The organism is Citrobacter sp. FP75, assembly GCF_018342065.1.
Classification (GTDB): domain Bacteria; phylum Pseudomonadota; class Gammaproteobacteria; order Enterobacterales; family Enterobacteriaceae; genus Citrobacter.
The window spans coordinates 171,111-185,034 of record NZ_JAFDOE010000001.1 but is presented as its reverse complement, the minus strand read 5'-3'; the positions used below and the strand labels follow the sequence as shown (position 1 = coordinate 185,034).

Here is a 13,924-nt window from a genome sequence, read left to right as displayed (position 1 = left end):
CGCCGCATTTTGCCCGATGGTGCTTATCGGGCAATACGTCACGTTTTTTTCAAATGCGTCACCACCAGTTGGTGGCGCGAATTATAGAATTTCCGATAGGTTAAATAGCAGGCAATAATGGTCGACAGGCTGGCGGTAGAAAGCAACATAAATGTCACCATAATCTGATACTTAATCGCTTTTACCGGGTCAATCCCGGCAAAGATCAAACCAGACATCATCCCCGGTAAACTCACCAGTCCCACCGTTTTTGCGGAATCAATAGTCGGGATCAGCGAAGCGCGAATACTGTCGCGAATAAGCGGCGCAGAGGCGATTTTCGGCGTGGCCCCGAGGCTGAGCTTCTCCTGAATTTGCTGCTGCTCGCTGTTAAAGCGCTGACCCAGGTTGTTGTAACACAATCCCACAGCCACCATCGCATTGCCCGCAATCATGCCGGAAATGGGGATCACCTGCATCGGCGTGAACTCAATAGAGCCTGACAGCACCAGCACCGTCAGCGTCAGTCCAGCCCCCGCCGTGATCGCAATAAACGATGAGATAAAGGCTTTGCCGATATATTTACTGCGTTTTTGCGCGTTATAGGCGGCGTTAAAACAGATAAACAGCACCATCAATAAGGTCAGAATGCTGTGGTTAACGCCGAAGATATATTTCAGCACGTAGCCGACAATAATAAGCTGGACAACCGCCCGGCAAACGCTCCAGAGAATATCTTTTTCCAGCGCCAGTTTTTCTTTGTGGCTAATTAGAATCGCCACCACCACCAGCATCATCGCTAATGCCAGGGACTCATTGGTAATATTATGCTCGTTCATTGCGTGCTTCCTGCATTTCTCCGGCATGCGGCTGAAGGGTTATGACATTATCCGCATGGTTAATTTCGTCTTTGTCGTGCGTTACCCACAGCACCGCAATATTTTTCTCGCGAACGTAGCGGTGAATCAGCTCATTCACGTTTCGTTTATTGGTTTCATCCAGCGCGCTGGTAATTTCATCAAGCAGCAGGATTTTGGGCAAAAACTGTAAATTACGAATTAACGAGACACGCTGCTTTTCACCGCCAGACAGCTCGTTGATGTTTTTGTTGAGGAGGGACTCCGGCAACTCAAAACGAGCCAGGTCTGCAAGAAACGCATCCGGATCCGGACGTTTATTGCGAATTTGCCACGGGAACACAAGGTTGTCGTAAACGGTATCGCCAAACAGCGCAGGGGTTTGCGCGCAATAAGATACCTGCTGGCGATACGCTTCGGGTTTGAGAGTCGTAATATCCTTTCCCTCAAAGAGGATCTCACCGTCGCTTGGGCTAATGAGCGACGCCACTATCTTCAGCAGCGTGCTTTTACCACAGCCGGACTGGCCTGTAATTAGCTTAAATTCCCCGGCCTGGAGATTAAAACAGATGTTATTGAGGATCTTCGTGCTGCCCGCCTGCCAGCCAACATTTTTTAACTGAAGCAGAATGCTGCTTTCATCCATCACATTTCCCTTTTTTACCGCTTTCGTGCAGACAGTCTATGCCTGTAATTTATTATAGGGGAGACCACCTTGAATAATCGGGTATAATTTGACTAATCAGGCAGTAAAGGACAGCGTAACAGGAGGTTTTAACAATGCTTATTTTTATCCCCATTCTCATTTTTGTCGCACTGGTGATTGTCGGCGCAGGTGTTAAAATCGTCCCACAGGGATACCAGTGGACGGTGGAACGTTTTGGTCGGTATACCAAAACCCTGCAGCCAGGCTTAAGCCTTGTGGTACCGTTTATGGACCGGATTGGTCGTAAGATCAACATGATGGAACAGGTTCTCGATATTCCGTCGCAGGAGGTCATCTCCAAAGATAACGCCAATGTATCCATCGATGCCGTGTGTTTTATTCAGGTGATCGATGCGCCAAAGGCGGCGTATGAAGTCAGCAATCTGGAACTGGCGATCATCAATCTGACGATGACCAACATCCGTACCGTTCTCGGTTCGATGGAGCTGGACGAAATGCTCTCCCAGCGCGACAACATCAACACGCGTTTGCTGCATATCGTTGATGAAGCCACCAACCCGTGGGGCATCAAAATTACCCGTATTGAGATCCGCGATGTGCGCCCACCGGCCGAACTTATCGACGCTATGAACGCGCAGATGAAAGCGGAACGTACCAAGCGCGCCTATATTCTTGAAGCCGAAGGGATCCGCCAGGCCGAGATCGTCAAAGCCGAAGGTGAGAAGCAGTCTAAAATCCTGAAAGCGGAAGGTGAACGCCAGTCCGCGTTCTTGCAGGCCGAAGCGCGCGAACGTTCCGCCGAAGCCGAAGCCCGCGCAACGCAGATGGTTTCTGAGGCCATTGCCGCCGGGGATATTCAGGCTGTGAACTACTTCGTGGCGCAGAAATACACCGAAGCGCTGCAACAAATCGGTTCAGCGAATAACAGCAAAGTGGTGATGATGCCACTGGATGCCAGCAGCCTGATGGGCTCCATTGCCGGTATCAGCGAACTGATTAAGGACAGCGCCAGCGAGCGGAACAAATCATGATTGCGATGATTCTGGTTCACCCACACATCTTCTGGCTCAGCCTCGGCGGTCTGTTACTGGCCGCCGAGATGCTGGGCGGCAACGGCTACCTGCTGTGGAGCGGTGTGGCGGCGGTCATCACCGGTCTGGTGGTCTGGCTATTGCCGCTCGACTGGGCATGGCAGGGCGCGATGTTCGCCGTCTTAACGCTGCTGGCGGCCTGGCTGTGGTGGAAGTGGCTGGCAAGGCGCGTGCAGGAACAAAAACCGGCCGACAGTCATCTTAACCAGCGCGGGCAGCAGTTGGTCGGCCGCCGGTTTGTGCTGGAAACGGCGCTGGTTAACGGGCGCGGACATATGCGCGTCGGCGACAGCTCCTGGCCGGTCAGCGCGAGTGACGATTTGAGCGCCGGAACACACGTTGAGGTCATTGCCGTTGAAGGCATAACGTTGGTGATTAAAGCGGTATCACAATAAAACAGACAGGAAAAAGATTATGGTCAGGAAGACATCCCTCGCCTTTGCCGTGTGTACATTGCTGGCGGGTGCCCCGCAGGCATTCGCCTCTTTCGATATGGAAGATTGCAAATGGAGCGATGAAAGCTGTCTGCTGAAAGGCATCCCGGTACTCAGCCCGGAAAACGATTCCCGCGATAATCTGCTGCGACTGCTAAGCCAGGAGAAATCATTCGACCTGCCGGTACAGTCACTGCCTGCGGATCTTACCCGCTCCCGCGATTACTATTTTGCTTATCACCCACAGTGGGATGAAATCACGCCGCCAGCCGCCGCGACGGTGGAGCAACGTACAGATGACACGCTGGCCCGCCAGATGACCGAGTTGCAGATCGCTGCCGGAGAGATAAACGCCGACGACGCAGAGCATGAGAACCGCCATGTGTCGAATAATTCGGACAGCGTCAGCCAGTTCTTTGCCGCGCTATTGGCTGATACCACGTTGACCGTTGAGCAGCGCCAGGCGTTAGCCCGGGCGCGGCTGGGACTGTTATCAGGCGCAACCGCTGAGCAAATTGCCTCCTCACTTGCCACAATCCCAGCCGATTCATCTGCCCAACAGTACAAAACCTATCTGATCGCCGCCGCCCGTTTCTATGAAGGCGACTACGCCAACGCGCAACAGGATTTCACACAGCTTGCCACAAGCGATCGCCCGTGGCTGGCAGAGACCGCGCAATATATGCTGATGCGCACCGCGCTGAACAAGAGCAGCCAGAACAGCGTCGGCGAATACGGCGATTTTGATAGCGCAAAAATCAACCGCCAGGATGCCAGCCAGGCACAGACCCAGGCACACGCCTATCTGCAACGCTACCCGCAGGGCCTGTATGCCGACTCCGCGCGCGGTATGCTGCGTCGTATCAACTGGTATTTACAGGCGTGGACGCCGCTGGCAGGGCTGTATGAGCAAACTTTCCAGCAGGCAACCGACGCGCAACAGCTGCGCGAGACGGTCACCGAATACGATAATGTCTTCGGCATACAATTTTACGAACAATCCGTGGTTGAAGCCTTCCCGGATGCCCCGCTCATCAGCTACATCGAACTGCTGCGCGCGCTGCGTCTGAATAACGATAACAAACCGACGCTAACGCAGGCCCAGCTTGATGCCAGCAAAGCGGTGTTTGAAAAGGACGGAAAACTACCACTGTGGCGCGATCTGCAGCTAAATCTGTGGATGGCGACGGGCAACTACGCGGCCATTGTGCAAGCTGTCACTCCGGCGCAAAAACTCCCCGCACACGATATTCTCGCTTTCAGTGAGCAGGTGCTGTACGGCGAAGCGCTGATGGGGCAACAGCAGTGGCCCGCCGCGCGCGCGTTCTGGCAACAGCTACTGAAACTCAGTCAGGCCCCTGAACAGCAGCAGTATGTACAGGCCAAACTGGCGGCTACGCTTGCCTACAGCGGTGACGTTGCGGCCATTTTCGCGCCGGACAGCGCGGTGACTAACCTGCGTTTTCGCTCACAGGTGCTGAAAGCGCAGGCAACACCAGAGCTGCTGCGCCAGCAGGCCGTCCACGGTCCTAATAACGAAGAGCGCACCATTGCCCTGCATACGCTGCTGGTGCGGGATCTTACTGAAAATCGCTTTGGCGACTGGCTGAATGACCGAAAACTGGCCAGCGCTATTACTCCACCGATTATTGGCGACGCGTTTGCTGACGTTAATCTGAGCACCTTTGACTGGAATGGCGATGCCGCTCAAACCGGTTACACCTGCCGCAGCCTCAATGAAACGGTCACAGTATTAAGCAAAAAAGCGGATGATGCTCACGCCCTGAACTGCTTAGGCGAATTCTTCCGCACCACGCAAACCCATGTTGATTTGTGGGCCGACAGCGCCGGTAACGACGTGCTTGAAGCAGCCATCTCGCGTAAGAAACCCTTCGGCCAGTTCGACAGGCAAAGCTACTATCAGCAGGTAATCACCTCGCCCACCGCCGAAGTCGAAGATAAGAGTTTTGCGCTGTATCGTGCCATCATGTGCTACGCGCCTTCCGGTTCGAACGAATGCGGCGGTGAAGAGGTAGATAAGTCGCAGCGTAAAGCCTGGTACACGCAGTTGAAGACACAGTATCCGGGAAGCCCGTGGGCGCAAAAACTCAAATACTACTGGTAATCGCGCTGCTGACCGGACAGGCTCAGGCTATGGAGACGGTCACAGCCCACGAACATCCGGCCTTTTGGTTATGGTCCGGGGTAAAGGCCAGCGACGAACTGCGGGATGCGCAGACGGTGTATCTGCACCAGGGCGAGGTGCTGGTTCGTTCGGGAAAGGTGGTTTTCCAGCGTCTCGGTCTGCCGGTCAGCCATCTGACCTTTCCGTCAATCTGGCTGACCGTGCGTTTTACTACCCTTGACATGCCGGAAGCGATCCCGGCGCGGATCATACGGTTAATGCAACGCTGGCAGGCCGCTGGCAATCACGTGGTCGGCCTGCAGGTTGATTTTGACGCCGCTACGCACCAGCTCGCCGATTACGCCCGTTTTCTGCAACAGCTGCGCCAACAGCTACCGTCAGAGTTCGCTCTTGGGGTGACCGGACTGCTGGACTGGGCCAAGACCGGCGATGTCGCCACGCTGAACGCGTTACCGGTTGATGAACTGGTGGTGCAGAGCTATCAGGGACGTCACACGGTAGCCAACTATCAGGCGTATCTGCCCGCACTCACCCGGTTACGCATTCCGTTTAAGCTCGGGCTGGTACAACACGGGAGCCGGGATGTGCAGGCTGAAGCGCAGCTGAAGAAGTCAGCGTGGTATCGCGGCACGGTGGTCTTTATGCTGCAACCACCTCGCGGCTAGGCCTTCGCTTTGTGGTGGCAGCAGCCGGAGAGATTATCAATAATCGGACATTCGGCGCTGTCATCGCCAGGGCAACTGTCCGCCAGCGCCAGTAAATGCTGGCGCATAGCCTGTAGTTCACTAATGTGCCGCTCGATGTCGGCCACTTTTTCCAGCGTGCGCTTTTTCACATCCGCGCTATGACGTGCCGGATCGTTAAACAGATTTACCAGCTCGCCGCACTCTTCGAGGTTAAAGCCAACCTGCCGCGCCTGGCGCAGCAGCGTCAGTTCATTCAGATGCTGTTGGTTGTATGTGCGATAGCCATTTTCACTACGCAGCGGCGGCGTCACTAACCCCTTTTCTTCATAAAAGCGTATCGCTTTACTGGTTAAACCGGTTTTTTTCGCTACATCGCTAATATTCACTTTTCCCCCACAGATCTTGTTGGTGCAGAGCCCCATTATAGCCCAGATTACCATAATGATTTACCCGAGAAACCCGCACATTCCCCACTATGACAGCGATGTACAAATCCTTCTAATTCACATTGTTATATCCGATTCAGATCACATTTCAGTATTTCTTAACCGCACAAAATTGACTCAAATCAAAAGATGCATTGGTTCTACACCTTTCATATTGAACAAAGGGAAACAATTTTATATACAAATGCGAATGATAATGATGATCATTTACATTCAACAAAGGTTCCCTTATGTTGCCACGGATTAACCAAAGGCCATTTATTCTTTCAGCCCTGACATTATGCATGTCCGGCGCTGCTTTTGCAGCTACTCCAACGCACGCTTCTTCGCCCGACGATGATACGGTGATCGTTACGGCTAACCGCACAGAAAGTAGTCTTTGGGATAGCCCGGCAACCATTCAGGTTATCGATCGCCAGACGCTGCAAAACTCCACCAGCGTATCTATTGCTGATGATTTACAAGATATCCCCGGCGTCGAAGTCACCGATAACGCCCTCGCAGGCCGGAAACAAATTCGTATCCGTGGCGAAGCGTCTTCACGGGTGCTGATTTTGATAGATGGTCAGGTCGTCAGCTACCAACGTGCCGGACAAAACTACGGAGCCGGTTTGCTGATTGACGAATCCGCGCTTGAACGTATTGAAGTGGTCAAAGGCCCCTATTCTGTCCTCTACGGTTCGCAGGCCATTGGCGGCGTCGTGAACTTTATTACGAAAAAAGGTGGTGATAAGCCCCTCGGCGGTAGCGTCAAGGCTGTTTATAACTCCGCAACGGCAGGATGGGAAGAGTCGGCAGCAGCCTGGGGCAGCATCGGTAACTTTGACTACCGCATCAATGGCAGCTATTCCGACCAGGGGGACCGCGACACACCTGACGGAAGATTGCCCGACACCAACTTCCGTAATAACAGCCAGGGTGTGTGGCTTGGCTACAACTTCGATCGCCACAAAATTGGGCTCTCCCTCGACCGTTACAAGCTGTCCACTCAGACCTGGTTTGACGATCCGGAAGGCCAGTTCGACGACTTTAGCGTCAAAATTCCTAAGCTGGAACGCGAGAAAATCGGTCTTTTCTACGATTACGCGGCCGACGGGGATTACCTGAAGAATATCCATATTGACGCATACACCCAGACAATTGAGCGCAAATTTGAAAACCGGGTCAAAACAACCCAGGTTATACCCAGCCCAATGATTAAAGCACTGACGGTTAGCAATCAAACCAATACCAACGACAAGCAGTATACCCAGGGGGTAACGCTCCAGGGCAATTTCTCCCTTCCCGCTAACAACGAGCTGGTGATTGGTACTCAGTATCAGCATGACAAAATAAAACAGGACACGGACGGCAGCACGCGCCAGACCGCGGCTACCGGCTTCTTCGATACGCAAACCCGTACTCTGTCATATAACGAAGCGGAACAAAGTAACACCTCATTGTTCGCGCAAAACGACTGGCGCTTTGCCGATGACTGGACGTGGACCGTGGGCGCACGCCAGTACTGGCTGTCTTCGAAACTCAATCGCAACGATACGCAAACCCTCCAAAGCAGCGGCAGCACCTGGCAATCCTCCGGGGGAAATTCCGTTCACGATGATGAACTGGTGACCTCAACCAGCCTGCGCTATTCCGGTTTTGAAGATCTTGAACTTCGGGCAGCGTACGCCCAGGGCTATGTTTTCCCTACACTTACTCAGCTGTTCACACAGACGTCCGCAGGCGGCAGCGTGACCTACGGCAACCCAAATCTGAAGGCTGAACACTCGAATAACTATGAGTTGGGCGCGCGGTACAAAGGGAATATGTGGCTGATAGACGGTGCCATTTATTATTCCGAAGCCAAAGACTATATCGCCAGTCTGGCCTGTTCAGGCCAACCCGTTTGCTACGGCAACACCACCTCGTCACGCGGCGGCTATTACTACTATGACAACATCGATCGGGCCAAAACCTGGGGCATGGAACTCACCGCAGAATACAACGGCTGGGCGGTTTCACCTTACCTGAGCGGTAATCTCATTCGCCGTCAGTACGAAGGCGACACCATAAAAACCTGGGATACCGGCGAACCCACGCTAACCGGGCGCGTTGGCCTGAAACATACCTGGTTGATGAATGTCGCTAACGTGACGTCCAATGTCTTTATCCGCGCGGCGTCCAGCGCCAAAGATAATACCGGCACCACGGAACTTAACTACCCAGGCTGGGCCACGCTTAACCTTGCATTCAACACCGAGTTTGGTCCGCAGGACCAGTATCAGGTCAACCTCGCGCTCAACAACCTGACCGACAAGCGTTACAGAACCGCGCATGAATCTATTCCAGATGCTGGTTTCAATGCCGCCGTTGGCTTTGCGTGGAATTTCTGACGATGAAAAAACTCCTGATTGGCTTACTGAGCCTCGCCTGCGTTTTCACTGCCCAGTCCGCCGACCGCCTGGTGGTGGCGGGCGGCTCGCTTAGCGAACTGATTTACGCCATGGGCATCGGCAACCGGGTGGTCGGCGTCGATGAAACCACTTCGTACCCACCCGAAACTGCCGCACTCCCGCATATCGGCTACTGGAAGCAGTTAAGCAGCGAGGGCATTTTATCGCTGCATCCGGACAGCTTTATCACCTGGCAGGATGCAGGCCCTCAAATCGTATTGGATCAGCTGCGGGCGCAAAAGGTTAACGTCGTGACGCTGCCGCGCGTACCGGCCACCGTCGAACAGATGTACGCCAACATTCGAGAACTGGCTACAACACTGCACATTCCTGAGCAAGGCGAGGCGTTAGTCAATCGCCTGCAGCAACGTCTGGAGCGTGTTCAGCACAGCGTGGCGGCGAAAAACGCACCGGTCAAAGCCATGTTCATTCTCTCCGCTGGCGGCAGTGCGCCACAGGTCGCCGGCAAGGGTAGCGTTGCCGATGCCATTATGACCCTCGCAGGCGCACAAAATGTCGCCAACCACGTGCAGTACAAAAGCTACAGCGCGGAATCGCTGATCGCTGCCAACCCGGAGGTCATCGTGGTGACGTCGCAAATGGTTGACGGCAATCTGAATCGTCTGAGCGCAATCGCCGGTATTACCCACACTGCAGCCTGGAAAAATCAGCGCATTGTGGCGGTAGATCAGGCGCTGATTCTGGGAATGGGGCCTCGCGTCGCCGATGCGGTTGAAACCCTGCACCAGCAATTCTGGCCTCACTAACTGGATGTATAAAGAAGAATGAAAACTGAACACTCGCTGGATCTCACCGCGCATTTTGCGCTCGAGGGAAGTCAGCCATTTAAGGACAGGCGCGCCACCATGCCATGGCGTGGAGCGATCCCGGTTGCCAAAGAGCTATTGTCACAAACCTGGCAGGATGTCATCAGCCAGCCCACCCCACCGCGTAAACGGCTGGTGTACTTGCATATCCCTTTTTGTGCTACGCATTGTACTTTCTGTGGGTTTTATCAAAACCGGTTTGAAGAGGATCACTGCGCCCACTACACCAACGCGTTATTACACGAAATAGAGCTGGAAGCCGACAGCGCATTGCATCAGTCGGCCCCGATTCACGCCGTTTATTTTGGCGGCGGTACACCGTCTGCACTGTCGGCACGGGATCTGGCCAGAATCATCACTGCGCTGCGTGAAAAGTTACCGCTGGCGCCGGACTGCGAAATCACCATTGAGGGGCGGGTGCTCAATTTTGACGATGCCCGAATCGATGCCTGCCTTGACGCTGGCGCCAATCGGTTTTCGATCGGTATTCAGTCCTTTAACAGTCGGATCCGCAAGAAAATGGCGCGCACCTCGGACGGCCCGACCGCAATTGCCTTTATGCAGGGGCTGGTCAAACGGGATCGTGCCGCCGTGGTCTGCGATCTGCTGTTTGGTCTGCCAGGACAGGACGCCAAACTGTGGGGCGACGATCTGGCGATTGCCCGCGACATCGGCCTTGACGGTGTAGACCTTTATGCGCTGAACCTGATCCCCAATACGCCGCTTGGCAAAGCGGTTGAAACTGGGCGCACAACGGTTCCCTCTCCTGCCGAACGTCGTGACCTCTATCTTCAGGGCTGCGATTTTATGGACAGCGCGGGCTGGCGCTGCATCAGCAACAGCCACTGGGCGCGTACCACGCGGGAACGCAATCTGTACAACCTGCTGATTAAACAGGGAGCAGACTGTCTGGCATTTGGCTCTGGCGCAGGAGGGTCAGTCAATGGCTATTCCTGGATGGTCGAGCGCAATCTGACCACATGGCATGAATCCATCGCCGCTGGGAAAAAACCGCTAATGATGATGATGCGTACCGCCGAGCGTGGTTTCCAGTGGCGACACACCCTCCAGGCCGGCATTGAAACGGCTCGCGTCCCGTTAGATGAACTGACGCCTCATGCACAAAAACTGACCCCGCTACTGACCCAATGGCATCACGCAGGACTGACGCGAGATACCAGCACCTGTTTGCGCCTGACCAATGAAGGGCGTTTTTGGGCGAGCAATATTTTGCAGTCTCTTGATGAACTGATTCAGGCACTTAACGCGCCGCGTATTGCGGTAGAGCAACCATAAAAGGAGTGAAGTATGAGCCATGTCTCTTTACAGGATTTTTTGAAAACTGAGCCGGACGGTACGCTGGAAGCTATCGCGACCCAGTACAACACCACGCTGCTGGAGGTGGTGAAAAACCTCCCCTCCCCAACGCTGGTTTCCGGCAGTCAATTTGATACCGTCTGGGAAACCGTCAGCGAATGGGGCAAAGTCACCACCCTGGTCCATACTGCTGATGTCATTCTGGAATTTACCGGTGAATTACCTTCCGGATTCCACCGCCACGGTTACTTCAACCTGCGCGGCAAAAAAGGCATGACCGGTCATATCAAGGCAGAAAACTGTACGCACATTGCCCTGATTGAACGCAAATTTATGGGCATGGACACCGCGTCCATTCTCTTCTTTAACCAGGCGGGTAGCGCAATGTTCAAAATTTTCCTCGGTCGGGATGAGCATCGCCAGCTACTGGCCGACCAGGTCAGCGCCTTTCACGCGTTGTCTTCATCCTTAAAGGAACATGCCTGATGGCTCCATGGCTCATTTTTGGTGCGGGTGGTCGCGGCGTCGGCGCGAAAACGCTTGAACTCGCACTCGCGGAACAACGTCAGGTAATTGCCGTCGTTCGCAACGCACAGGTCGCTGCCAGGTTGCAGGAAAAAGGTGTGCAGGTCTTTATCGGCGACGCCTGCGATAGCCAGCTCACTGCCTGTGCCTGTCGCGCTGCGGGTCAACACGCTACGGTGATCTCCTCCATGGGCGGCTCCCAGGATTACCTGGCGCACAGAACCGTCATTGATGAAGCAGAAAAAGCGGAGATCAAACGCATGATTCTAGTGACGTCGTTAGGCTGTGGTGACAGTTGGCCCTTTTTGTCCCCACGCGCCAGGGCCGCATTTGGTCAGGCGGTACGGGAAAAATCGTTGGCAGAAAGCTGGCTACAAACCAGTCAACTGGACTACGCCATTCTCCGACCGGGCGGTTTGTTGAACGGTGAAGCCACAGGCCAGGCGCAACGGATACAGGCCGAGGAATGTCACGGTTTTGTGATGCGTGCAGATGTTGCACAGCACATTCACGAGCTGGCCACAGCCCCGTCACTCAATAACCAGATTTACAGTTTGGTTGAGCCAGGACTGAAACCCGCGTAAACCCCTCGCGGCGCGGGAACTTCGCGCCGCAAAGACGTTATGGAGCGTTGCGTGCTTAAGGACTCGCTTTCTTCCGTCAGCATCCTGACGGGTCTTTCTCTCTTGCTGGTCGCTTTGATGCTCTTCGGTGCCAGCCAGGGAGCGCTGAACATTAGCTTCAGCGCGCTGTTCAACGACGAATACCGTGACATCTGGTTGAACATCCGCCTGCCTCGCGTGCTGCTGGCCGTTCTGGTGGGCGCTGCGCTGGCTACCGCAGGGGTCATCATGCAGGGACTTTTTCGCAATCCGATGGCCGATCCTGGCCTGCTTGGCGTCAGTAGCGGTTCTGCGCTGATGGTCGGCATCGCGATAGTTATCCCCTTTTCATTCCCCGTGGTGCTGGTGCTGTATGAGCAAATGATTTTTGCCGTTGCGGGCAGCATGGTGGTCTGCACGATTATTTTCCTGATAAGCCAGCGCCATAACCACGGTGGCATGATGCAACTGCTGTTAGCCGGTATTGCTATCAATGCTCTGTGCGGTTCGGCTATTGGCGTGCTGAGCTATGTGGGCGATGAGCAGCAGTTACGTCAACTTACGCTGTGGATGATGGGCAATCTTGGTCAGGCCCAGTGGCCAACGCTGCTGGTTGCCTGCACGTTTGTTCTTCCAGCCATTGCTGTCACCGTCTGTATGGCGGGAACGCTTAATTTGCTGCAACTGGGTGATGAAGAAGCGCATTACCTCGGCGTGAACGTCAAACGTAAGCGTCAGCAGTTATTGTTGCTCAGTTCGTTACTGGTTGGCGCTGCCGTTTCCGTCAGCGGCGTAATTGGCTTTATTGGCCTGGTGATCCCGCATCTGATCAGAATGACTACCGGTGCCGACCATCGCTGGTTGATTCCCTGCTCTACGCTGGCAGGCGCCTGTTTACTCCTGATTGCCGACACGCTGGCCCGCACACTTGTTCAGCCTGCCGAAATGCCCGTTGGCCTGTTAACCAGCTTGATCGGTGGACCGTATTTTCTGTGGTTAATACTGCGTAGCCGGAGGATGTCATGATCGTCGCAGAAAATCTGGTCTACCACATTCAGGGCAGACGACTGACCGACGATGTTTCCCTGACGCTACCCGGTGGAGAGATCATCGCGATTCTTGGCCCGAATGGAGCCGGGAAATCGACGCTGCTACGCCAGCTTACGGGTTATCTGCAACCCCACAGTGGGCGTTGTAGCTTATTTGGCAAGCCGCTGGACGAGTGGTCAATCACCGAGCTGGCAAAAACTCGTGCCGTGATGCGCCAGAATAGCCATATGGCTTTCCCGTTCAGCGTGCAGGAGGTGATTCGCATGGGCAGGCATCCGTATCGTACGCGCAACACGGGCGATGAAACGGAGCACATCATGACGTTGTGTGATTGCCAGGCGCTGGCCACGCGCGATTATCGGCATCTGTCGGGAGGAGAACAACAGCGGGTACAACTGGCGCGTCTGCTGGTTCAGCTTTGGGAGCCCGAACCTGGGCCAAAATGGTTGTTTCTCGATGAACCCACCTCTGCCCTGGATATTCACCACCAGCAGCACCTTTTTCGTCTGCTGCGTCGTCTGGTGCGTGAACGGCAGTTTAGCGTGTGCTGCGTCTTGCACGATCTCAACCTTGCGGCGCGCTATGCCGACCGCGTGGTATTGATGGAGCGCGGCAGAATAGTTGATAACGGATCCCCGCAGGATGTCCTGAAGCAACGATCGCTGAACGCACTGTACGGCGCCGATCTCACGGTCATAAATGAACCGGATCATCGAACGCCGTTTATCATCCTCAATCAATAGCAGACCGGGAATGCTCTGACGTGGCGTTCCCGTTTTTCCCCTTTACACCCTTTTTTCATCTTTTCTAAAAACACCCTTGACCTTCCCCTTGCTGGAAGGTTTAACCTTTATCACAGTCAGTT

The 13,924-nt window shown here is 54.4% G+C and carries 14 protein-coding genes; 11 read left to right on the top strand and 3 right to left on the bottom strand.

Features of this window, described 5'->3' with window-relative positions; genetic code table 11:
• Positions 1-38: 38 nt before the first annotated feature.
• Both fetB and fetA read right to left on the bottom strand, forming a co-directional pair.
• Complete coding sequence (gene fetB, locus JQ822_RS00860; protein ID WP_213131878.1) at positions 39-818, bottom strand: iron efflux ABC transporter permease subunit FetB; 780 nt, start codon at positions 816-818, stop codon at positions 39-41.
• A complete protein-coding gene (gene fetA, locus JQ822_RS00855) occupies positions 805-1,482 on the bottom strand; it encodes an iron efflux ABC transporter ATP-binding subunit FetA (RefSeq protein ID WP_213131877.1) in 678 nt (225 codons plus the stop codon). The genes fetB and fetA overlap by 14 nt, the downstream gene beginning before the upstream one ends.
• 134 nt (positions 1,483-1,616) lie before the next feature.
• Here fetA and JQ822_RS00850 point away from each other — a divergent pair, with 134 nt between their 5' ends.
• Genes JQ822_RS00850 through JQ822_RS00835 form a run of 4 tightly spaced genes read left to right on the top strand, consistent with a single transcriptional unit; the run spans position 1,617 to position 5,839 of the window.
• Positions 1,617-2,534 (top strand): SPFH domain-containing protein, encoded by a 918-nt coding sequence (locus tag JQ822_RS00850; protein WP_213131876.1) that lies wholly within the window; start codon positions 1,617-1,619, stop codon positions 2,532-2,534.
• Entirely contained in the window at positions 2,531-2,989 is a 459-nt protein-coding gene (locus JQ822_RS00845) for an NfeD family protein (RefSeq protein WP_213131875.1), read from the top strand. The genes JQ822_RS00850 and JQ822_RS00845 overlap by 4 nt, the downstream gene beginning before the upstream one ends.
• Before the next feature lie 19 nt (positions 2,990-3,008).
• Positions 3,009-5,153: a hypothetical protein gene (locus JQ822_RS00840; RefSeq protein ID WP_213131874.1), complete on the top strand. Its 2,145-nt coding sequence runs from the start codon at positions 3,009-3,011 to the stop codon at positions 5,151-5,153.
• Positions 5,123-5,839, top strand: coding sequence for a DUF3142 domain-containing protein (locus JQ822_RS00835; protein ID WP_213131873.1), 717 nt, complete (start codon positions 5,123-5,125; stop codon positions 5,837-5,839). The genes JQ822_RS00840 and JQ822_RS00835 overlap by 31 nt, the downstream gene beginning before the upstream one ends.
• On the opposite strand, the gene cueR is transcribed toward JQ822_RS00835, so the two are convergent.
• The gene (gene cueR, locus JQ822_RS00830; RefSeq protein WP_135324924.1) at positions 5,836-6,246 is read right to left on the bottom strand and encodes a Cu(I)-responsive transcriptional regulator; all 411 of its coding nucleotides are present in this window, start codon (positions 6,244-6,246) and stop codon (positions 5,836-5,838) included. The genes JQ822_RS00835 and cueR overlap by 4 nt on opposite strands.
• A 290-nt stretch (positions 6,247-6,536) precedes the next feature.
• Here cueR and JQ822_RS00825 point away from each other — a divergent pair, with 290 nt between their 5' ends.
• The 7 genes from JQ822_RS00825 to JQ822_RS00795 are packed head-to-tail and all read left to right on the top strand — an operon-like array spanning position 6,537 to position 13,802.
• A complete protein-coding gene (locus JQ822_RS00825) occupies positions 6,537-8,678 on the top strand; it encodes a TonB-dependent receptor plug domain-containing protein (RefSeq protein ID WP_213131872.1) in 2,142 nt (713 codons plus the stop codon).
• Between the two features lie 2 nt (positions 8,679-8,680).
• Positions 8,681-9,505, top strand: a complete 825-nt coding sequence (locus JQ822_RS00820) for a heme/hemin ABC transporter substrate-binding protein (RefSeq protein ID WP_213131871.1) — start codon at positions 8,681-8,683, stop codon at positions 9,503-9,505.
• A gap of 18 nt (positions 9,506-9,523) precedes the next feature.
• Positions 9,524-10,861: a heme anaerobic degradation radical SAM methyltransferase ChuW/HutW gene (hutW, locus tag JQ822_RS00815; RefSeq protein ID WP_213131870.1), complete on the top strand. Its 1,338-nt coding sequence runs from the start codon at positions 9,524-9,526 to the stop codon at positions 10,859-10,861.
• A gap of 12 nt (positions 10,862-10,873) precedes the next feature.
• A complete protein-coding gene (gene hutX / locus JQ822_RS00810) occupies positions 10,874-11,368 on the top strand; it encodes a heme utilization cystosolic carrier protein HutX (RefSeq protein WP_213131869.1) in 495 nt (164 codons plus the stop codon).
• Positions 11,368-11,991 carry an anaerobilin reductase gene (gene chuY, locus JQ822_RS00805; RefSeq protein WP_213131868.1) on the top strand — a complete coding sequence of 208 codons (624 nt, stop codon included), beginning with the start codon at positions 11,368-11,370 and terminating at the stop codon, positions 11,989-11,991. The genes hutX and chuY overlap by 1 nt, the downstream gene beginning before the upstream one ends.
• Positions 11,992-12,042: 51 nt before the next feature.
• Complete coding sequence (locus tag JQ822_RS00800; RefSeq protein WP_213131867.1) at positions 12,043-13,035, top strand: FecCD family ABC transporter permease; 993 nt, start codon at positions 12,043-12,045, stop codon at positions 13,033-13,035.
• Positions 13,032-13,802 (top strand): heme ABC transporter ATP-binding protein, encoded by a 771-nt coding sequence (locus JQ822_RS00795; RefSeq protein WP_213131866.1) that lies wholly within the window; start codon positions 13,032-13,034, stop codon positions 13,800-13,802. The genes JQ822_RS00800 and JQ822_RS00795 overlap by 4 nt, the downstream gene beginning before the upstream one ends.
• Positions 13,803-13,924: the final 122 nt, after the last annotated feature.